Raw genomic sequence first — 20227 nt, 5'->3', positions numbered from 1 at the left:
CTTGAGCAGCTCGCTGTAGAAGCAGGCCACGTAGTGCATCAGCCGGATCGGCATGGTGCGATCCACCGACGACTGGAACTCGAGCAGGATGTACAGGAAGACCCGCTGGGTGATGCCCTGCCAGGTGACCTCCACCGACCACACCACGTCCTCGAACTTCTCCTCGAACAGCGGCGTGATGTAGTTGCCGCTGTGGTTCTTGAGGGTGGTGAAATCCATCAGGCCGGCGATCTCGCCGGGTGCGAAGCCCTCGATCAGCTGCTGGACGAACTCGGGGTGGCTGAACAGCTCCTTGTAGCCGGTGTCGTGGTGGTTGGTGGCCATGCGCCCTCCTGTCGCGGGCTTCGCAATCTACCAGAAACGCCCGGCCTTATGACCGGGCTGTTCACGCAGGTCAACGAGCAACCTGAAACGAGTTCACTCCCACGGCGCCGATGCCGTGGGAGCGAATGCATTCGCCAGGGCACTTCAACCCTGGCGCCGGACCTGGACAAGCGGTACGGGTTACCCGGAAAAGGCCAGGCTGTCGCCGAAGGCCGCCGACAGCTCCGACCCGGTGATGCCGGTCAGCACCACGGTTTCATCACTATCGATCACCTTGTCGCCGTTCCCGCCGCTGAAGCTCCCCTGCGACGAGAACCCGGAGAGGTCACTACCGGCGGCAATGAAGTCGGCGAAGGTGATCGAGCCGCCATCGTAGAACGCGATTTGCACATCGACCGTATTGTCGGCGATGCCGCCGCTGTATCCGGTATAGCCACCGTTCTCGATGAAGCTGATGGTACTGATTTCCTCGGCCAGATGGGCCGCATCGCTTTCACTGGTAATGCGCAGAACGTCTTCCTCGGCATCCAGCGCCGGGTTGCCATCGGCGGTCGCCGCGCGGAAGCCGAGGATGGTGTCATCGCCGTCCTCACCGATGGTGTAGACGAGGGTGTCGGAACCGGAATCCTGGGGCACCAGGTCGATAATGTCATCGCCGCCGTTGCCGGTGACGGTCTGATTGCCAGTGCCGGTGGTGATGGTATCCGCCCCCGCGCCACCGGTGATGATGAAGCCGCCATCCGGGCCGGTGAAGACGTTGCCGGCATCGCTCAGCCGGTATTCCTCCACGTAGTTGTAAGGCACGCCGGAGTCAGAAAGATCCACCGCGCCGCCGTCGCTGAAGACCACGGTTTCATGCCCCGGCGTTCCGGACACCCCGGCGTTCAGGGACGTGAACTGGGTATATTGCGTGGGTGTCAGCGTGACCGTCGCCGCGTCCTCGATCCGCAGCCCGGCGACATTGGACAAGGCCAGGCCGCTGATATCCGCGCCATCGCGCAGCAGCAGTGTCTTGCTGCCGACATCCAGCGACGTCGTGCCCGCCGTGAAGGCGATGGGCGTCTCGGTCGTGGGATCCCAGTAGGCGACGTCGGCGAGCGTCACGCCGTCGGCGAAGCTCGCGCCGTCCGCCGCCAGCGCCTCGGCCAGCGGCACGGCGCCGGCAATCTCGACGGGACTGCCGCCGCCCGCCTGCTCCGTTTGCCGGGCGACGAACCCACCGCCGTTCCCGACCCGCGTAGCGATATCGTCGAGCACACTGCCCGCCTGATCGACCACGGACTGTGCCACCTCGATACCCAGGTTCAGGGCATGCGCGCCGGCATCGGTCCGCATCGTGGCCAGCGCGGCCTTGACCTGCTCGGCCTGCTCGGCGCTGTCGATCGACACCGTGACTCGTGCCGATGACGAATTGGCCTCGATGGAGGACAGCCCGGCGAACTGATCGGCCCGCATGGCGATGCCGGAGGCGATGACGATATTGCCCACCTCGGCGAAGTCCGCCTGGCTCAGCGCCGAAATATCCAGCGTGCCGTTCTGCACTTCCAGCGTCTCGACACCGGCGATCGAGCTGCCGTCCTTCAGCACCAGGGTGTCGGTGTTATCGAACGCGAAGACCAGGCGGTTATCGCTGCCCTGAAAACTCGCATCGAAGGCGATTTCCGCGTTATCGGCATAGGCCGACACATCGACCGTGACCAGGTCGCTGCCGACCCCCAGATCGCCCTGCAGCTCAAGTGCCCCGGTGGCCGCCGTCGTGTTGACCGTGAAGCGATCGACGGCGATGCCCCCGTTCAGGGTCGCGTCAAGGCTCTCGCCGGTGGCGGCCACGGTCGCCACGTTGGCGGTCAGTTCGGCGCCGTCGAGCACCAGGGTGTCGGCCGCACGGAGGATGCCCGAGTATTCGACGGGGCCCAGCGCATCACTGACGTCGATGGTGACGTTGTTGCCGTACACATGATTCAGCCAGATGCTGCCGGCGATATTGGCCAGATCCACCGTCACATCACCGGCGACCTGCGCGCCGTTGTCGGCGTCGAGCGTGCCCAGATCGACGAAATTCTGCACATCGCTGGCGCGCACGGTGATATCGGTGCCCCGGGTATTGATGCCGGCATCCAGGGTCTGCGCTCCCTTGACATGGGGGCCGATCAACAAGCCTTCCTTCAGTTCCGAGGCATTGACGATGATGCCGTAGTCGTCCTGGGTCCGGCTGCCCAGCACATCCAGGGCCACGAAGCCGTCACCGGAAAGCTCGACGCTGTGGATGGCGGAAAAATCCACATCGAAGGCATCGAAATTGCCGTCGGTCTCGACGCGCAGCGACTCCAGTCGGCCAAGGGCACCATCCACGTCAAGATCAGCGGCGCTGGTGACGCTGAGGTCGATCAGATTCCGGGCCTGCAGATCGACGGCAGAACTGCCCGCCCCTCTGGCGACATTGACCACCGCGCTGGTGGCGGCGCCGGCGGTGATCTCGCCCTTGTAAGCGGTGTTCTCGCCCACGTTGAGATCCACGGCCTGGCTCTGGGTCAGCACCAGCTTGGCGTCGTGGCTGTCGGGGTTGTCGGCATCGGCGCTCTCGGAGGCGCTGACGTCGACGACGCTGACGCCGCCGTGGCTGCTGGTCAGGGTGCCGCCGTTTTGGTTGTCGCCGGAGAGCGCCAGGGTCAGGTCCTGGTTGCCCAGCTTGGCCAGCACGGCGTCGCCCTGTCACCCAGGGCGACGCGTTCCAGGCCGCTGACGTCGCGGGCGGAGACCGTCAGGCCGCCGGAAACGTCGCCCAGCGCGAGGGTCTGGATGTTGGCCAGCTGGTACTGGGTGGCGCCGCTGCCGGCAAGCGCCAGGGTGTTGTCGCCGTCGCCGCCGTCGATCATGGCGTTGGCGGCCAGGCTGCCGGTATCGGCGGTGACGGTGTCGTCACCGGCGCCGGTGGTAACGCTCTTGATCTGGTCGGCGTTGGTCAGGTTCAGGGCCACGTCGCCTTCCACGGCGGCGGCGTCGACGCCGGCCAGCTTGGTGCCAACCTTGTCGACATCCAGGCTGCCGGTGCCGCTGGCGGTGAGGTCGGCGGCGGCGATGCCGCTCAGGTCGACGACGTTGGTGCCTTCGGCGGCCACGCTCAGCGACTCGATGCCGTTGGCGGTGACGGCGACCGCCTCCCGCTCGCTGGCGTCGGTGGCCGGGTCGTCGGCGGTGCCGACGTTGTCGAGTTGCAGGCCGAGACTGTCGCTGGCGCCCTTGACGGCGTCGGCGGTGAACTTGATGTCGGTGGTGCCCTTGGCCTTGTCGGCCAGCGCCACGCTGACGTCGGCGGCGCTCAGGCCGGCCAGGTTGACGTTGCCGTTCAGGCTGTACTGCTGCACGCCGTCCACGCCGGTGGCGTTGAAGGTGCGGGCGATGGAGCCGTCGTTGCTGACGGCGACGGTCTCGACGTTCTGCACGCCGCCGTCACCACTGAAGCCGCCGAAGCCGCTGTCCAGGGTCACGTTCAGGGTGTCGTTGCCGTCGCCGCCGTCGATGCTGTCGCCGGCGTTCAGGGTGCGCGCGGAGGACAGCGCGGAGGCCACGCCGCTGAAGGTGTCGCTGCCGGCGGTGCCGGTCAGGGTGTCGACATCGGTGGTCAGCTCGGTGGCGTTGCCGATGATCGGCTGGGTGATCTCGGTGACGGCGGTGCCGTCGTTGTAGGTGGCCGGGGCGCGCGCTTCTTCGTACTCGCCGTAGAGCACCCAATGCTGGTAGCCGGTGGCGAGGCTGCCGTTGTCGACGGCGGCGGCGACGTCCGGGTTGGCGTCGAGATACGCCTGCTCGTCGAAGCCTTCGGCGATGGCCTGGTACTCGGCGTTGGGCGCGCGGCCCTCGGCGGCGCCGTACTGCAGGAAGTGCGTCAGCGGGTCGATGATGCCCTTCTCGACGGCATCGGCGACATCCGGGTTGGCGGCCAGGTAGGCGCTGGTGTCGAACACGGCGTTGGGGTCGCGGCCCTCGGCGGCGCCGTAGTTCACGTAATGCCACTCGGCACTTTCGACGCTACCGGCGTCGATCGCCGCGGCCACGTCGGGATTCTGCGCCAGATAAAACTCGGCATCGAACTGGAAAGGCATGATCGTTCCTTGCTGACACCCTGATAAAAGGGTTCCTGATTACGCATGTTGATCAGCTACCACGTCGGCCCGGGCCTATACTGGAATCATATGGACGGTCAAGGAGTTAGTGCCATGGCTCGCAACCTCATCCAGTTCCAGTCCGGCCTGTCGTTGCCGGCGTTTCTCGACCAGTACGGCACCGAAGCGCAGTGCCGGTCGGCCCTCTTCCAGCATCGCTGGCCCAAGGGATTCGTGTGTCCCGACTGCGGCAACACCACCGGCTGCCAGCTTGCGCGCGGGCTGTACCAGTGCCATCACTGCCATCACCAGACCTCGCTGACTGCCGGGACCATCTTCCACGCCACGCATCTGCCGCTCACCACTTGGTTTCTGGCCATCTACCTGCTGACCCAACGCAAGAATGGTCTCTCAGCGCTGCAGCTGTCCCGCGAGCTCGGCGTCAGCTACAACACCGCCTGGAAGCTCAAGCACAAGCTCTTGCAGGTCATGTATGAGCGCAACCAGGGAGAGACGCTCACCGGACGCATCGAGATCGATGATGCCTACCTGGGCGGCGAACGGCCGGGAAAGCGCGGGCGCGGCGCTGAGCACAAGTTCCCGTTCGTCGCCGCGGTGCAGACCGATGACGATGGCCATCCTCTGCGCGTCCAGCTGCGTCGCGTGAGCGGTTTTACCCGCGCCGAGGTGCGCCGCTATGCCCAGGTCGCCATCGCGCCCGGCAGTCGGGTGGTCAGCGATGGCCTGGGGTGTTTCCGGGCCTTCGAGTCGCCGGTCTACACCCATGAGCGCTTCATTACTGGCGGTGGCCGTGCCAGCGCACAGATCCCCGCCTTCAATTGGGTCAACACCGTGCTGGGCAACGTCAAGAACGCCATCACCGGCAGCTACCATGCCATTCGTGGCCAACATGTGCCGCGCTACTTGGCTGAGTTCGAGTACCGCTTCAATCGGCGCTATGACCTCACGGCCATGATCCCGCGCTTTCTGACGGTGGCGGCGAGAACACCGCCGATGCCTTACCGGCTCCTGAAGCTGGCTGAGCCATATACGTAATCAGGTCAGGTTTTGAGCGGTCGCGCGCTTGGTCTTTTCAACCCCCACCTGCTCACCTTCTTGGCGCTCCTTCTTCGCCCAGTTCTCTAAGTTTTCTGCCAACATGTAGGTATGGCTGCCTCAGTGCTGCGACTCTCGCCGGAGTCGGGAAACATCCTGAATGGGAAACCCAGTGATCTCTGAGATCATCTGGTCATCCATCTCTGTCCGCATAATCAGGTTATGAGCCGTTTCACGCTGAGTTTCCACACGACCCTCAGCTCGCTCTTTCTGTGCCCAATTCTCCAGATTCTCTGCCAACATGTCTTTGTCCTCCACCAAACTGTTGAGCTGCTCCAGATTGACCTCGGCACCGAGCCGCTGCAGGTGTCGCAGTATCCAGTGTGTAGTGGCTTTAAGCACTCAACCCGTGACGATGCCCTGCCGCATCGGCATAGGTACGAGTCTACAGTGGAAGCAATGCCCCCTAGTGACGCGCCACGTCAGTGCTTGAACAGCTCATCAAGGGTATCGACAGTCAGTATTTCATCTGTCCATGCTTCCAACCGCTTGGTGTCCGCTGCCTCTAGCATTTCACCTATCCAACCGGGCAATTCACCGAAGCGCCTGCTCAGTAGACGCTGCAGAACACGACGTTCACCTGTCATCTCTCCTTCACGCTTCGCGTCGTTCAGCAGAGACACTTCATCCCGCAGCGCCCGCTCCCGAACGAAGGCCAGGCGGCGGGTCTCTTCATCGGCGCTGAGCTCGCGGGTACGGCTCATCGCTTCCCTGGCCACCTCAGTGCTTGAAAAGTTCATCGATAGAATTGGCTATCAAAATTTTCGCAGACCATTCATTTATTTGGTCGCTGTTTGCCTGTTCCAGACGATGCTGCGCCCACTCTGGCAATTCTCCAAACTTCATTTTAACGAGCTTGGCAAACAAATGGGCCTCGCCTTCTCGCCGTGCATCATTCAGCAGAGACACTTCATCCCGCAGCGCCCGCTCCCGAACGAAGGCCAGGCGGCGGGTCTCTTCATCAGCGCTGAGCTCGCGGATACGGCTCATCGCCTTCTTGACCGGTTCATGGGCAACATTGGCCATGGTGAGTTCCTCCTGCCAGTGCTTGAAGAAGGTGATCCAGGCGCGTAGCGGGCCTTCCGGCAAGCCCAGGCGATCCGCCTTGTTGAGTTCGATCAGGTTCATCTGCAGGATGTTCCCCAGCGAGATATCGGGCTGGCGTTCGTCGCGCATCTCGAAGCGCCAGACCGCTTGCTCACGCTCGGCCTCCGTCCCTGTGAACAGATCGAAGTCCAGCAGGTGCAATCCCACCGAGGCACGCAGCTCCTGATAGTCCTCGCCCCCGCTCAGCTGAGTCCCCAGCGTGCGGGCCAGATAAAACAATCCCCGCTTGTGCCAGGCACCGTAGCGGCGTACCTGCACCTCGACATTGTAGCAATGGCCGTCGCCATCACGGGCCAGCACGTCCAGGATGATGTACTTGCCGGTCAGCTCGTTCGGCTCGATGTTGGGATTGAGAATCTCCACCGAAGCGATGTCGGGCAGGTCCGGGCGCAAATCGTTGATCAGATCGACCAGCAGATCCGGGGCTTCAGCAAACAACCGCTTGAACACGTAGTCGTTGGTGGGATCGAGTAGCTCGCTCATGGAAACTCCTATCGTCAGGGCAATATTCTACCACGGCACCATTTGTCAAGCGCTATCACCCACGGCTTCCCCTTCAAGCTATTTGCCCACTACATCAAAAAAATACGCTCTCTCGACACCCCACCCCACGGCGCCGAGCCAGGCAGCCGTGAGGTGGGACGGGAGGTGAGCGGGCCAGCCGCCCAGGTGGGTGGCGGCGAGTGCCGCGAGCGATGCGGATGACCCTACAGCCACCCACGTTCGGCGAACGACACATAGCCCTCGTGACCGACCACCACATGGTCCAGCACACGGATGTCCACCAGACCCAGGGCCTCCTGAAGCCGCTGGGTGATGCGCCGGTCGGCATCGCTGGGCTCGGGATCGCCACTGGGGTGGTTGTGGACCAGGATCACGGCAGCGGCGTTGTGGTCGATGGCGTGCTTGATCACCTCGCGGGGATAGACGCAGGCGGCATCGAGGGTGCCGCGAAACAGCTCATCGAAGGCGATCAGCCGGTGCCGGGTGTCCAGGCAGAGGATGCCGAAGACTTCGTGCGGGTAGTCGAGCATCAGGGTCTGCAGGCAGCGATGGACCTCGTCGGGACGCCCGAGTTGGGTGCCCTTGCTGAGCCGCTTGCGGGCGATCAGCTTGGCCAGGTGCAGCAGCTGGGCGTCGGTGACGTCGCCCGTGACGCGGTAGGTGCCGGGCTGCTCCCCGGCCATCAGCCAGGGGAAGCCCGCGTCAGAAACGTGAGTAGTCGCGAGAGTCATACGGGATCTCCTTGTCATGATGGGTCGTGGGAGTCAGGCGGCGATCTCGCCCTGCTTGAGCGCGGCGAAGTGCTCGGTGAGCGTCCACAGCGCGCGGTTGAGGCGCACGTCCTCGGTGACGCTGTGGATGGGCCGGGTACGGGTGGCCCGGCCCGAACGGGAGCGGCCCCGCAAGCCGCCCTTGAAGAGGTTTTCCTGGGTGCGGTTGAACACGCTCCACAGGCTGCCGTTGGCATCTTCCGAGCGACGAGCTTCGAGGATGTCGCCCGGCTGCACGGGGCTGGTGGCCTGCCAGTCGTCGCCGTAGCGCAGCGACAGCGCGGCCTCGGCGAACAGCTGAGCCTCGCTCTGACTGACCAGGGTGGACTGGAAGGCCTCGACGCCCTCGGCGATGCGCGGCACCTGATGACTGAGCTGGATCGAGCCGTCGAGGATCTCGTCAACGACGTGCTTGCCGTGACGCACGCGGATACCGCCCACGTCACCTACCGGGGTGACCATGCCGTTGAGGCACACCAGCCGGAACAGCCCCAGGTCGAGCTGGAATGCGGCACTGCGGTCGTGGCTGTTGGTCAGCACCAGTTCGGTGACACTGTCGCCCACGGTGATCTGGCGATCGGGGTCCTGGCGGAAGCGGATCAGGTGGCGGGCGACCTCGCGGCGCTCCATCTGGCGGACATGGGTCTGCTGAGCGCGTACCGGATACCAGCCCTCGCGTTGCAGGGCATCGACCACATTGATGGTGGGCACGAAGCCGTAGCGCTCGGAGACAGCAGAATCCGGCTCCTGGGCGAAGATGGCAGGGGCGGTACGATGCAGTTGGTCGTGAGTGAGAATACGCATGGGCAAATCTCCTTATTGGTCAACCACGGCATAACGGCCCGCGGCTACCAGGCAGCGGGCGTCGTTAGGCAATGGCAGGTAGCGGTGAGAAACGACGTCGAGCGCTCAGGCTCGCTTGGCTTGGCGTGCTGCGGGTTGCTGACTATCGTCAGTGGTCGGTGCGGGGGATTCCGCCTTGTCGGTAGCTTCGGCCTTGCCTGACTGCTGGCTCCTGGCCTGCAGCTTGTCGGCGAGCGTCACCGGGGCATTGGCGTCCGTCCCGCCCGGTAGGTGAACCGGGGCGTCGGGGTAGAACTCCTCCACCACGTCGGCGGACTCCTCGGCACTGTCCTCGAAGGCCCCGTTGGCGAAGCCCGCCTTGGCGGCCCGATCCAGGGCTTTCTGGTCGAAGCCGGTGGCCTCTCGCTCCTGGTCCAGGCGTTGCGCCTCCGAGAGGGTGTCTTCCAGCGTCCAGCCTTCACGCAGGGTGATGTCGACGTAGAAGATCGGGGTGCCGCGACTCTGTCGGGTCGACTTGCCGCGCAGCCTGAGTTCCAGCGGCAGACAGGCCAGGCGGTTGCCGGAGATCGCCTTGAAGTAGGCGAGTCGCGCGGCGAGCGTGCGGATCGAGTTGAAGCCGGTGGTGCGGAAAATGAAGCTGCCCAGCGGGTCGTCATCGCCAATCAGCACATTGAGCCGCCCATAGGGCTTGCAGGCGCCGCCCTGAGCCAATGGGCAGCCGTCGGGGGATAGGCAGTCCAATGTCTCCATCCCGTCGCGGGTGCGGCGTTTGCACTGCTCGCCATCACCCACGCACAAGGGGCGGGCGGTCTGGCGATCGAACAGCGCGTACTCGGCACGCAGGTTGAGATCAGGATCGTTGAACAGTAGACGGATGGGAATGCGGCGCAGCTTGCCTTCCTGCTCGCTGCGCAGCTGCTCGTCCAGCGGGTGGCGTATCCAGCCCTCCTTGGTCTGGAGCTGTGAGGTCAGGGTGAACTGGTCGTCCTTCTGGGGCAGGCGCTTGCCGTTATTCTCGACCACCTTGCCGATGGTGATCCGCCCCAGAATCGGTGGGGTAATGGCGAGTCCCTTGAGCATGGGAACCTCCTTGATGACGTGTCGGGTGGCTCATAACGCAAAACGCCCCAGATGGCCCGTAAAGGCGCTCTGAGGCGTTGCGTCGACTGAGGTAAGGCTTTGGTTGTCGCTCCAGTCACTGACGCACTACGAAGCGCCGTGAGCCGGGATACGAGCGAAGGTAGGTCGCGCACAGTTCTGGATGGTCTTGCTGCAGTGCTTTGGTATCGAGCCGCTTGACCGGCGCGGTCTGCTTCCAGCTCAGGCTACCGCTGGGGAACGTGGCCAGGGTGGCGGTGCCCATGGCCTGCTGCAGGCGGTGCTTGAGCCGCAATTCCGCCTTCTTGGCGTCGTCCAGGGTCTGGCGCACCTGCTGCAGGTCGACGAACGCCTGGCTGAGCCCCACGTCATGGCTGAAGTCGACGGTTTCGCCGTCATCCTGGGGGAACAGGGTCCGCAAGGCCTGATCCGCCGACTCGCTGCCATCCGCCGGGGGTGGGGTATCGCGCTCGACGCAGTCCCAGAACTGGCGTTCCAGGGCGATCAGCTGCGCGATCATCGTCTCGTCACGCTCGATACGGTGGATCTGCAGCTCATGGCCCCCGAGCAGGACCGCCACATCGGCGGCCTGCTGGCCGGTGACCGCCAACTGGTGCATCACCTGCAGCTGCACGTACTCGGGCACCCCACTCTTCCACAGCCGGGCGCCGTGAAGTCCGGCCGTCTTGCACTCGAGGATCTGCACGGCGTCGTTGCCGACGATCTCGCGATCCAGGTTGGCGAGCATCCAGGGATGCTCGACGTGCTGGAGGATGGCGTTGACCCGCTGCACCCGGTGACCGGTGTGCCGGGCGTAGTGCTCGGCGACCAGTGGTTCGAGCACCTGGCCCCAATGCAGCGGACTGGTCAGCTGCGCCTCGGGGGCCGGGTCGGCGGATGCCGGCTGACGACCGGTCTTCTCCAGCCACAGTTCGAGCGGGGACTTGTAAGGATGGAGGCCCACCGCCGCGGCGGCATCACTACTGCCGATCCCGCTCTGACGAATCGACAGCCAGGCCTTGCGATCCAGGGCGCGGGTATCGACCAGGCGCCGGGCCTGCTCACGATAGCGGCGCTGGGGGCCGTCAGGACGACGCGGACGCGGGGCTCGCCCCATCGGCATCGAGGAGGGCGACGCTACCCCACTCTGCTCGATGGCCGCGAGGACCGAGGCGGTAACGCTGCCCGGCTGGGCTCGGGCGGACAACGAGGCCCTGGGCGACTCGGTTACCTCGGGGGTGGGCTCGGCAGTATTGGCGTGCCCTCCTTGATCGGCACTCTCCGGCAGCCGGGCGGAACGGGCCGCTTCATCCGCGACAACCGGGGACAGCGCGGTAGGACGTGACGTGGGCTGGGTCATGATCTCTCTCCTGAGACACAAACACGGCATAACGGCCCGCTCCCCGAAGGCAGCGGGCTGGGCCGTAACGAATGATTAGTGGATGGGTTATGGACGCGCGAAATGCGCGGAATGCGCGGAATGCGCGAAATGCGCGGAATGCGCGAAATGCGCGGGGAAGACGGCGTGTCCTGATAGACAGACCCTGCCGAAAGATGTACTATGTACACCAAGCAAGACACGACCCGAAGGACGCCCCTGACGTGAGTCATGCCATTGAATTTATTGAAACACCGACCTTTACTCGGCAGATCCAGAGCATCGCGACCGATGAGGAACTGAAGGAGCTTCAGCGCATCCTGATCGCGCAACCCGACAAAGGGGATCTGATCCAGGGCACAGGCGGTCTACGCAAGATTCGCATGGCATTGCGGCAGCAAGGCAAACAGGGCGGTGCCCGGGTCATCTACTTTCTGGCCACCGCCGAGGTCATCTACCTGATCCTGGCCTATCCCAAAAGCGTGAAAGACAGCTTGACGTCCGCGGAAAAGGCCGCACTCAAGACCCTGACCCACCAGTTGAAGGGGGAGGTTTCCGAATGAGCATTTTTGACGACCTTCAGACATCGCTGCAGGAAGCCGTCGACATCAAGCAGGGCAAGACCCGCGCCGCACGTGTCACACGCCACGAGGTCGCGGATGTGAAAGCCATCCGTGCCGCGCTGCATGTGTCACAGGCCGAATTTGCCAGCGCCATGGGAACCAGCGTGGACACGATCAAGAGCTGGGAAAGCAAGCGTCGCAATCCGACCGGCCTGGCGGCCAAGGTGCTTGCGACCATTCAGGAAAACCCGGCGTTTTTCAACGAACTGGCGTCGCACTAAACACGCCTGCCCGCCTCCGCCAGGGACGGTTCGCCGTGAGGACGGAAGGTGTGCGCGCAGGCCAGGCACTGGTGGGAATCGAGCAGGCGGGCATCGAGTTGCTGGCCCAGACGGGCACCGGCGAGACCGCCCGCCGTGCCGCCCACCAGGCCACCAAAGATCGCCCCGGCCAGGCTACCCACGGTCAGGCCGACCGGCCCGGCCCAGGCACCCACCAGGGCTCCCGTCTCGGCGCCGCTGAGCGCCCCGGCAGCCCCGCTGGCCGCCCCTGCCGTACCCCCGATACCCCCGCCAACCTTGCGACCGCGGTGTCGCGTACGCACCCGCGGTGAGCCACAGCTCGGACATGTGAGCGTCATGAAAACCTCCTGAGGTGGGAATGACGTGTCATCGAAGCCATCGCTTCCCGGCTTCAAGGAGGTAGTACGTGGCTGAAGATTTTTTGAATCGATGTCGGATGCCGTCAGTGCCGTTACGTGGCTGACGGAAAATCCCGGGATTATCCCCGGGCGGAAAGCGACTCCGGCGATGACGTATTATTTGACAGACCGTTGGCATCCCATGAGCGTCATGCAGCGTACCGCATTGCCAATGGAAAGTTTTTAGAGCTCGGGCCCGACAACGATCCCCGGTACGTCCGGGGCGTTGGCGTCATTATCCCCAGTCCTTCCGGGGCATGCGGATCGGCTGCCATGACGGTTCAGTAATATATCTAAATCTACTTACCTCTAATCCCTGAAGAGACGACCTAATAACCCAATCAACTCTTTGGATAACTCAATCTCTGAAAGCGGATTGATCCAGCCATTACAGGCTGTCATGGGCCATACCCCATGACGCATTCTCAAGATATCGCCCTCCCCCTGAGGGCATTAAGTGAATCCACCCTGATCCAATATCGCGTCAATGCCACAGGCTTGATGCATCCTCCGGCACGTCACAAGGAAAATATTCATGTTTCAATCACAGCCCAAGCGCCATCCCCTGTACACCAAACTGAACTGTTATTACGACACTTACTATCGGGGCTTCGAAGTCAACCAGCATGCCGAGGCGCCCTTGATCGAGAATTATCTGGAACGAAGTCTGCTGATACAAACCCGCGCGCTTGCGCATTACAATCGGGTGCTGGCCTTTCGTATTGACCTGCGCTTTCCAGACTGGATGACCGCCTTCGAGCTTACCAATGACAATGTCGTTCTCAGCGCCTTCTTCCGCCATTTGAATGCAGAGCTGGTCAAGGCCGGCACGAAATACACCACGGTATTGCGCTATGTATGGTGCCGGGAGCAGTACAATAGCGACAAGCCGCATTACCACCTCATGATGTACGTGAACTACGACGCCTACTATCAACTGGGCAGATTGAGGCCCTCGGAAGGCGGCGGATACGAAGGGCGAGGCCTGTATCATCAAATCGCACGCGCCTGGGCCAGGGCGCTGGGTTATCTGTCCTGCGACGTCGAAGGCCTGGTTCAGGTCGGCGAAAACCCCATCACGGGCTATCCCTACACGGCTTGCCTGCATCGCGACGACTTCATGGGCCAGGAAGAAGCGGTCTTCAATCTCAGCTACCTGTGCAAGGCACACACCAAGCCCTTCCAGCAAGGCGTGCATGTGTTCGGTACGAGCCGCAGTTAACCCATGACAGGGCACGGCAGCACCGTGCCTTTTCCATTACCAGGAGATCCCCCATGGACAGTCTTGCCGATCGCTGGATTCGCAATTACGAAGCGAACAACCCCCAAACCGTAGCCGCTTATCGCCAGCCCTCGCGTCATCCACCCCCTCCAGAAGCGCCGCTCTTTTCCAGCAGGCCGATCCCAGAACCCACGCCACACGCCCCCATCCCGGCCTCGGCAACGCCGGGTGAGACGCACCGTTCCCAGGACATTCACGCCCTGCTCCAGGCCGCCATTCGCCTGCGACGGTCACGGGGCGATACCCAGGCCGCCTTCGCCTATCGGCTGGGGGTCAACGTGCGCACCTGGCAGGAGTGGGAGCAGGGGCGCCGGTGCCCCTCGGGCCCCGCGCGGACCCTGCTGGAACGGGGTCTCAAGGAGCTGGGTCCTGGTCGCCCAGGGTAGCCCGCCGAGCCAGGAAGTGTCTCCAGCGAGGCCGCCGCCAGCCCTGGTCACTCCCCGTCAAAACCATGACGGACTGATTTTTAATCAGAAACACTCTCTTAATCCCTGCTAGAATTGCGGTTTCTTGCAGAACTAGCATGGATAAAGACAGTGATAAATGATTTATCAGACGCGATTCTCGAAATAGAGGCCGCCAATAGCCTGCCCGACGAGCAGTACGCGATCCCGGCCATCGGGAGTGCCTGGCCAACTTTTCGTGAAGATTCCCGGTTCGAGTCAGCCGTGGTGGCCGTCAGTGATCACGTCCAGGTGGCTTATGAGATGGCGGCGTCGGTCGCACTGGGCGCGATGGCCACCGCATGCCAGGGGTTGGTGGACGTGGAATACCCCAACGGCCATCGTGTCCCCACATCGCTGATGCTGTTGGTCGCCGCCAGGAGCGGCGAGCGCAAAACGGCGCTGGAAGGCTGTTTTTTTGGCCCGATCCGGGAGCTTCAAGATGAAAAGACAAGCGAGCTGAAGCAGCGGCAGCGAGACTATCAGCGAGAATTGAAAAATTGGCAGGACAAGCAAAAAGTCTTGCGCAAAAGGATGCTAAAGGCGTTCGAGGACGATCAGTCCACACTCACGTTCGAGCAACGTCTGGCCGATCACGACAAGGAAAAACCGACCCCACCTACCGATTATCGCCTGATCTACGAGAACACCACACCCAGCGCGCTTACCTACGCGCTTCACGCCAACATTCCCAACGCCTGCCTACTGTCGAGCGAGGCGGGCAGCCTTTTCACCGGCAAGGCATTTGAAGATCTTTACCTGTTCAACGCGTTGTGGAGCGGCTCATCCATTTCCGTCGACAGGCGCACCAGTGAATCTTTTATCCTGAACAATGCTCGCCTGACAGCCTCGCTCATGATCCAGCCGGAAATCATTCAGCGATTCTTGGAAAAGCGTGGCGACGATGCGCATGGCAGCGGTTTTTTGGCCCGGTTTCTGTTTGTTTATCCAACCCCCAAGGTGGGTCATCGCACAGAACTACCCAACGATCTTGCCGATGCCGACATCCTGCCGTTCCAGGAACGCTTGCGTGAGCTTTTAATAGAGTCCATTGAAAATCTCGACCAAAAAAAGCCGCGCCGAGCCCTGACCTTCTCGGCAAGCGCTAAACTTTTATGGAAAAAAATGTATCGCCGCATCGAGCAAGAAACACGTCCCGACCAGATTTATTACCATGCCGAGGGCCATGCCTCGAAGCTCATGGACAACATCTCACGCATGGCGGGCGTACTGCATACCTTCGAAGGCTATGAAGGCGAGATAGGAACCAAAACGCTGGCCTATGCTTATCGCCTGGGCCGCCACTATTCCCGCCATTATCTAGACTACATAGCCGGCGAGCCTGAAATTGTGACCCTTGGCAATCGCTTGGTCCAGGATATACGAAAGCTATCGAACTACTCCCACGGGGTTTATCAGTTTGTGATTTCCGACATCACCCAAAAGACCCACCCCAAACTGCGCAGAAAAGACAAGATGAAAGCTGCACTCACCCTCTTGAAGCGCCTGGGGCATCTCCAAGAAAAAACCCATAGCAAGCAACTGACTTTCAAGGATACGGTCTTTGGCCCTCAAGAGCCGGAGCTCAAGAACGGGGAAGTGTACTATCTGGAGGAGCTACCCTTGTTTGATGAACAATACCCAGAGAAAGGCAAACACCTGATCCAGACAGGCTACCGTTCTAAATCTACCTTTGATGAGGATTTTCGCTAGACCGAGGGAGATCCGACAAGATCAAGCTGACATGCGGGCGCTCAGCCGCCCGCTTGTTGCACAGTCGCCACGAGGTCGAAGTAGGCCCGTTCGGCATCGCCCTCCTCGACATTGGCATCGATGAAGTCGTCCAGGGCATCACAGATCGCGATGGCTTCCGGGGAATCACCCAGCCGTTCGACCCAGTCGGCGTACAGGGCCCGCAGCGCGTCGTAGTCGGCCTGCCCCATCGATTCGAACAGCAGGTGCTCGTAGCCCGCCAGCGTGGCCAGCAGTGCCTCGCGGGTCTCGGGAGGGATCGGGGCCGCATCAAGGCCCTGGGCATCGAGGGAGTCGGTCATGGCGCCATGATAGCAGCCTACAGCGGCCCGTGGGCCGCCTTTATGCCGTAAGTAGGGAACGAGGCAGGTAGCGGCATAAAGCACCACACGGGGCGCCCAGGGAGCGACAGTAACGCTCAATGATCGGCACGCAGGCCCACAGCGTCCCAAAAAGGGTAGCCCAGGTCGTAATCACTCCCCGAAATCGAAGGTCAGTTCTTCGTCGTCACCGTCGAAGAACGCATCCAGATTCTCGTCGGCCGCCTTGCCCGCCTGCTGCTGAGCATGAAACTTCGCTCGCTCGGTGAGCTGCGAAAGCTGGCTCATCGAGAACAGCTGGGCATAGGCCAGCGGCAAGGCACCGTGCTTGCGCAAGTCGGCGAAGGCGTCGGCGGCGAGTTCGTTGAGCGCCTTCTCGTTAATGCGATACAACCCCTGCACGTTCAACGGCTCATGCCCTTCCCCGCGCTCGATCTTGAGCGGCCATTGCTCGATCAGCCCCGTATCGCCCAACAGCTGACTGGCCTTGGCGGTCGCCTGACGGTTGTTGTCGCATTGGGTGAGGAAATCCACCGTCTGCTTCACTTTGTCGGTCAGGTTGCCGTCGTTATCGAACAGCGGCTGAGCGGACGAGTCATCGCTCAGGCTTTCTTGTTCGATGGCCAAGACCTGTTGGTCGTTGTCGGCCTTGGCCATGCGGAACGGGTGGCCACGCAGGACCGAAGGGACATAGTTCGCCAGCCAGCGGCCATCGGCATGCACGTACAGGTTACTCTCCCCGCCCAAGCCGGTCAGGGCCACGGGCTGATAACTTTGATGAGTGCCTTCGCCCTGCTGGATGAAGCCCAGCGCATAATGCGGCAACAGCTTGGTCAGTTCCGCGATTAAGATCGGTACGACCTGATCCTTTTCGGCGAAGGCATAGCCCTGGCGGGGACAGAAATACTTGGGTATGTTCGGTGCGGGACACCGCGATCCAATCGCTCATGCCGGGCTCCTGTCGAGGGCGATAGTAATCACATTATCCAATAAAAAGCCCCCGCCTTATTGAAAGGCAGGGGCTTCGGTGTAAGAGACAGACTGCTTGTTTATTAGACCAAGCTTGCCCCTATTAGTTCTTAAGCTTGCTTAGAATACGTACAGCTGATCAGCGGTGCCAACTTCGTCCAACCCGGAAAGACCAGTAACGCCTGTCAGCTGGATAACGGTGTCAGCGGAAGCGCCTCCGTCTACGTATGCGTACGAGTTACCAAGGTATTCAAATGCTACTGCGTCGCCGTCAGCACCAGCACCAGCACCATCACTACCAAGCTGAGCATCAACTGCAGCGATGGCTGCATCAAGAGTACTAGGTCCGGTGCCCTCGAAGGTAAACAGACCATCTTTGATGCTGAAGGAGCCGGTAGAAGCTACATCAGCTGCCTGCTGAACAGTACCACCAGTAGTAATGATGTCAAAGTTTGACTGTGCAGCAGCGTCTTCAGCAGTACCTTTTTCGATACCGGAAATTTTCGCGCCCTGAGTCACTGTAATGAGGTCATCACCGGAGCCCAGCTTTACCGAACCGCCGTCAAACGCGTTAGTAGCCGATTCTGCTTTCAGTTCAGCGGTACTGAATGTCAAAGCACCAGTCAGCGCAGAAGCGTCGACCGACATTACTTCGCTAGCATCATTCTCAGTAATGGTGAAGCTCAGGTTCTGAGACCCTGTAATAGTTACAGAAGTCAGCAGATCACCCTTGTTAGCTGTCGTATCATTACCACTGGTGAAATCCAGATTATTGGATGCGTTCTCGCCACCAGAAACCACATCGAGACTAGTCGCATTGGAACCAGTGATGTTGAGGTCGGTAGCGTTATCGCCTGCACCAGTTGCCTTACCAACGAACGCCGAATCGAAAACAGCGTTGATAGAGTTAGCATTGGTTGCCACGACGCTGGCATCGCGATCAGTAGCAGCGGTAGTAGCCGCAGTCGTACCAGTCTCGTCAATGTCCAGTGTAACTGTCAGCGGACCAGCAGCCTTCTGAGTCAAAGTCAGAGCGTTTGCAACGTCAGTGTCGCCAATGACACGGTAGCCAACATTAGCACCAACGTTAGTCAGAGTAGCGCCATTAGCTACGTCACCAGTGGTGACAAACTCAGTCACTGTATTCTTGGCAGACAGGATATCAACATCCAGGGTCTTGCCGAGACCAGCAACGTCAAACGTTTCGAAATTGCTAAATGCACCGATGTTAGCAGAACCGACCATGTTCAACGTCAGTGTGTCGGTACCCTCACCACCATCGATAGTGTCAGTACCGTTCACCGCACCAGTACCAGCACCTTTGAAGATATCATTGCCAGCACCCAAATTTACACTCAGCTTACCAGAGCCATCTGCAGTCAAAGTAACTGTATCGTTACCCTCACCAGCATTTACGGTAGTTGTGCCGGTGCCAGAAGTATTGATGTTGATGCCATCATTACCTGCGCCGGTTTCCAGCAAGGCAGAGCGTGTTTCATCAGTGGCAGTTGTTGCAGCATCATCTTTCAGGGTGGCAACAGCAATGGTAGCTGTATCGTTGCCAGAGCCCGTCTTGATGGTAGCAGGAGCGACAGTACCACTAGTTACGGTGCCTGTGTACGTAAGGTCACCCGTGCTCGCAGACGCATCAACTGTACTGATCTCTTTTGTGCTTGCAGCACCTTCAGTAACAGACAGAGTGGTCTTGACGCCAGTGTTGACAGACAAGGTCTCAACATCTTTACCGGCAGTAACACTCAGAGCCAGAGAAGCTGCTGTCGTGTTAACAGTTTGCTGGGCGATATTGCCAGAAACGTTTACGCTTGAAAGGGCATCGCCAGAAGCGCCTAGAACGACATCGTTTGTAATAGCATTGCCTTTGACCGCATCCAGAGCAATGCTCACGGAGGTCGCACCTGTTGCCGCAGCAACAGAAGTACCAACAGCATTATCAGCCGTCAGATTACGGAAACCGGCAGTGGTAGTAGAGGCCACATTAGTGATGCCGTTATTGTTGGCTGCACCAATCTGCCAAATCTGCTGAGCACCTACGAATTTCGAAGCATCAATTGCACTAGTAGTACCAAACTGCTCATCAGCAGTGGTGCTAGAGTTGTAAAGGTTAACGATTTCCACGTTTTTAACAGTCGCAGAAGTCGGAACCACTTCGTTAAGGGTAGCAGTGGTGTAGATATTCAGGGTATCGGTGCCGGCACCACCATTGATGGTATCGAAAGAAGAGAAAGTTTCGGCAGCGGTACCCTGTGCATCGATGGTCAGGGCATTGATGGTATCGTCGCCGCTTGTAGTAGCAGGAGTATCGGCACCTGCAGTGAGCGTGAAGGTCTCGCCCGCCACAGAATTGTCAACAGTGACCTGCTCGTCAGCGGGAACCGCCGGCGCGCTCAGACCTTCCTGCTGACCGTACTCAAGGAAGTGATCCAGCGGCGTCAGGCCGGCAGCAGCAAGGGCTGCCTTGACGTCGTCCGCAGTCTGGTACTGGGTCTCACCGGCGGCCTGCAGGGCAGCCAGTTTTTCTTCCAGATAGGCAGACGCGTCGAACGAGTTAGAGGGATTGATGCCCTCGCTGGCGCCGTACTGCAGGTAGTGCTGGTAGACGTTGCCGCCCCAGATGTCGACGAAGGCCTGAGCGGCCGCGTCCACGCTGGTGTAGCTACTGGCCGGGTCGTTGACCATGGCCACGGCCTTGGCCTGGATGTACTCCTGCGGGTCGAAGTAGGCGTTGGGGGCCAGACCTTCCTGGTAACCGTACTGCTCGTAGTGCTGCTCGGCGGTCAGACCGAACCCGTTGAGAAGCTTGCTTTCCAGAAAGTCGGCAGTCTTGCCGGCCCAGGTAGCGGACGTTGCCGGATCGTTCTGAAGCTGCTCCAGCTTGGCGTTCAGATAATAGTCTTTATCGAACCCTTGAAGTGCCATGTGGAAACTCTCCTTAACACATGCATATGTCATTGCGGCATAAACCGCTTTTGGTTC

The 20227-nt window shown here is 61.0% G+C and carries 18 protein-coding genes; 5 read left to right on the top strand and 13 right to left on the bottom strand.

The window, feature by feature from the left end:
• From ACTCB7_RS14495 to ACTCB7_RS14485, 3 genes are all read right to left on the bottom strand, one after another.
• Positions 1-324: Rpn family recombination-promoting nuclease/putative transposase (locus ACTCB7_RS14495; RefSeq protein ID WP_463007230.1), on the bottom strand; the 324-nt coding region annotated here is incomplete at its 3' end.
• A 180-nt stretch (positions 325-504) separates the two neighbouring features.
• Entirely contained in the window at positions 505-3024 is a 2520-nt protein-coding gene (locus tag ACTCB7_RS14490; RefSeq protein ID WP_463007229.1) for a beta strand repeat-containing protein, read from the bottom strand.
• Positions 2994-4427 (bottom strand): hypothetical protein, encoded by a 1434-nt coding sequence (locus ACTCB7_RS14485; protein WP_463007228.1) that lies wholly within the window; start codon positions 4425-4427, stop codon positions 2994-2996. Before ACTCB7_RS14485 ends, ACTCB7_RS14490 begins: the two co-directional genes overlap by 31 nt.
• A 114-nt stretch (positions 4428-4541) precedes the next feature.
• On the opposite strand from ACTCB7_RS14485, the gene ACTCB7_RS14480 reads away from it, so the two are divergent.
• Positions 4542-5483 (top strand): IS1595 family transposase, encoded by a 942-nt coding sequence (locus ACTCB7_RS14480; RefSeq protein WP_224416734.1) that lies wholly within the window; start codon positions 4542-4544, stop codon positions 5481-5483.
• A 482-nt stretch (positions 5484-5965) separates the two neighbouring features.
• Here the strand turns inward: ACTCB7_RS14480 and ACTCB7_RS14475 are convergent, their stop codons facing one another.
• The 6 genes from ACTCB7_RS14475 to ACTCB7_RS14450 form a co-directional block, all read right to left on the bottom strand.
• Positions 5966-6247, bottom strand: a complete 282-nt coding sequence (locus ACTCB7_RS14475) for a DUF4351 domain-containing protein (protein ID WP_224416733.1) — start codon at positions 6245-6247, stop codon at positions 5966-5968.
• A gap of 16 nt (positions 6248-6263) precedes the next feature.
• A complete protein-coding gene (locus ACTCB7_RS14470; RefSeq protein ID WP_224416732.1) occupies positions 6264-7133 on the bottom strand; it encodes an Rpn family recombination-promoting nuclease/putative transposase in 870 nt (289 codons plus the stop codon).
• A 224-nt stretch (positions 7134-7357) separates the two neighbouring features.
• Entirely contained in the window at positions 7358-7885 is a 528-nt protein-coding gene (locus ACTCB7_RS14465) for a JAB domain-containing protein (RefSeq protein ID WP_455429892.1), read from the bottom strand.
• A gap of 33 nt (positions 7886-7918) precedes the next feature.
• Positions 7919-8728, bottom strand: coding sequence for a DUF932 domain-containing protein (locus ACTCB7_RS14460; protein ID WP_463007227.1), 810 nt, complete (start codon positions 8726-8728; stop codon positions 7919-7921).
• Positions 8729-8833: 105 nt separating this feature from the next.
• A complete protein-coding gene (locus ACTCB7_RS14455; RefSeq protein WP_463007226.1) occupies positions 8834-9808 on the bottom strand; it encodes a recombination directionality factor in 975 nt (324 codons plus the stop codon).
• Positions 9809-9923: 115 nt separating this feature from the next.
• The gene (locus ACTCB7_RS14450; protein ID WP_463007225.1) at positions 9924-11186 is read right to left on the bottom strand and encodes a YqaJ viral recombinase family nuclease; all 1263 of its coding nucleotides are present in this window, start codon (positions 11184-11186) and stop codon (positions 9924-9926) included.
• A gap of 242 nt (positions 11187-11428) precedes the next feature.
• On the opposite strand from ACTCB7_RS14450, the gene ACTCB7_RS14445 reads away from it, so the two are divergent.
• Both ACTCB7_RS14445 and nadS read left to right on the top strand, forming a co-directional pair.
• A complete protein-coding gene (locus ACTCB7_RS14445) occupies positions 11429-11767 on the top strand; it encodes a type II toxin-antitoxin system RelE/ParE family toxin (RefSeq protein WP_224416727.1) in 339 nt (112 codons plus the stop codon).
• The gene (nadS, locus tag ACTCB7_RS14440; protein WP_224416726.1) at positions 11764-12048 is read left to right on the top strand and encodes a NadS family protein; all 285 of its coding nucleotides are present in this window, start codon (positions 11764-11766) and stop codon (positions 12046-12048) included. The genes ACTCB7_RS14445 and nadS overlap by 4 nt, the downstream gene beginning before the upstream one ends.
• On the opposite strand, the gene ACTCB7_RS14435 is transcribed toward nadS, so the two are convergent.
• A complete protein-coding gene (locus ACTCB7_RS14435) occupies positions 12045-12407 on the bottom strand; it encodes a hypothetical protein (RefSeq protein WP_463007224.1) in 363 nt (120 codons plus the stop codon). The two genes, nadS and ACTCB7_RS14435, sit on opposite strands and share 4 nt — an antisense overlap.
• Before the next feature lie 595 nt (positions 12408-13002).
• Here ACTCB7_RS14435 and ACTCB7_RS14430 point away from each other — a divergent pair.
• Positions 13003-13689 (top strand): YagK/YfjJ domain-containing protein, encoded by a 687-nt coding sequence (locus ACTCB7_RS14430; protein WP_463007223.1) that lies wholly within the window; start codon positions 13003-13005, stop codon positions 13687-13689.
• Between the two features lie 596 nt (positions 13690-14285).
• On the top strand, positions 14286-15905 hold the full coding sequence (locus ACTCB7_RS14425; protein ID WP_463007222.1) for a YfjI family protein: 1620 nt from the start codon (positions 14286-14288) through the stop codon (positions 15903-15905).
• Between the two features lie 41 nt (positions 15906-15946).
• On the opposite strand, the gene ACTCB7_RS14420 is transcribed toward ACTCB7_RS14425, so the two are convergent.
• The 3 genes from ACTCB7_RS14420 to ACTCB7_RS14410 all read right to left on the bottom strand — a co-directional run bounded on the left by ACTCB7_RS14420 (position 15947) and on the right by ACTCB7_RS14410 (position 20170).
• Complete coding sequence (locus ACTCB7_RS14420; protein ID WP_163649485.1) at positions 15947-16246, bottom strand: hypothetical protein; 300 nt, start codon at positions 16244-16246, stop codon at positions 15947-15949.
• 171 nt (positions 16247-16417) lie between these two features.
• Positions 16418-17179 carry a SapC family protein gene (locus ACTCB7_RS14415; RefSeq protein ID WP_463007231.1) on the bottom strand — a complete coding sequence of 254 codons (762 nt, stop codon included), beginning with the start codon at positions 17177-17179 and terminating at the stop codon, positions 16418-16420.
• Positions 17180-17353: 174 nt separating this feature from the next.
• Positions 17354-20170, bottom strand: a complete 2817-nt coding sequence (locus ACTCB7_RS14410; protein WP_463007221.1) for a beta strand repeat-containing protein — start codon at positions 20168-20170, stop codon at positions 17354-17356.
• Between the last annotated feature and the right edge of the window lie 57 nt (positions 20171-20227).

The sequence above is a fragment of the Modicisalibacter sp. genome (assembly GCF_055145905.1).
The sequence above is the reverse complement of the archived record's forward strand: the minus strand, read 5'-3'. Positions and strand labels throughout refer to the sequence as shown.

Excerpts from the sequence above, each read along its gene's own strand:
- ACTCB7_RS14470 (WP_224416732.1), bottom strand. The coding sequence starts at position 7,133 with ATGAGCGAGCTACTCGATCCCACCAACGACTACGTGTTCAAGCGGTTG.
- ACTCB7_RS14410 (WP_463007221.1), bottom strand. The coding sequence starts at position 20,170 with ATGGCACTTCAAGGGTTCGATAAAGACTATTATCTGAACGCCAAGCTG.
- ACTCB7_RS14485 (WP_463007228.1), bottom strand. The coding sequence starts at position 4,427 with ATGCCTTTCCAGTTCGATGCCGAGTTTTATCTGGCGCAGAATCCCGAC.
- ACTCB7_RS14435 (WP_463007224.1), bottom strand. The coding sequence starts at position 12,407 with ATGACGCTCACATGTCCGAGCTGTGGCTCACCGCGGGTGCGTACGCGA.
- ACTCB7_RS14450 (WP_463007225.1), bottom strand. The coding sequence starts at position 11,186 with ATGACCCAGCCCACGTCACGTCCTACCGCGCTGTCCCCGGTTGTCGCG.
- ACTCB7_RS14480 (WP_224416734.1), top strand. The coding sequence starts at position 4,542 with ATGGCTCGCAACCTCATCCAGTTCCAGTCCGGCCTGTCGTTGCCGGCG.
- ACTCB7_RS14420 (WP_163649485.1), bottom strand. The coding sequence starts at position 16,246 with ATGACCGACTCCCTCGATGCCCAGGGCCTTGATGCGGCCCCGATCCCT.
- ACTCB7_RS14475 (WP_224416733.1), bottom strand. The coding sequence starts at position 6,247 with ATGAGCCGTACCCGCGAGCTCAGCGCCGATGAAGAGACCCGCCGCCTG.
- ACTCB7_RS14460 (WP_463007227.1), bottom strand. The coding sequence starts at position 8,728 with ATGCGTATTCTCACTCACGACCAACTGCATCGTACCGCCCCTGCCATC.
- ACTCB7_RS14455 (WP_463007226.1), bottom strand. The coding sequence starts at position 9,808 with ATGCTCAAGGGACTCGCCATTACCCCACCGATTCTGGGGCGGATCACC.
- ACTCB7_RS14465 (WP_455429892.1), bottom strand. The coding sequence starts at position 7,885 with ATGACTCTCGCGACTACTCACGTTTCTGACGCGGGCTTCCCCTGGCTG.
- nadS (WP_224416726.1), top strand. The coding sequence starts at position 11,764 with ATGAGCATTTTTGACGACCTTCAGACATCGCTGCAGGAAGCCGTCGAC.
- ACTCB7_RS14430 (WP_463007223.1), top strand. The coding sequence starts at position 13,003 with ATGTTTCAATCACAGCCCAAGCGCCATCCCCTGTACACCAAACTGAAC.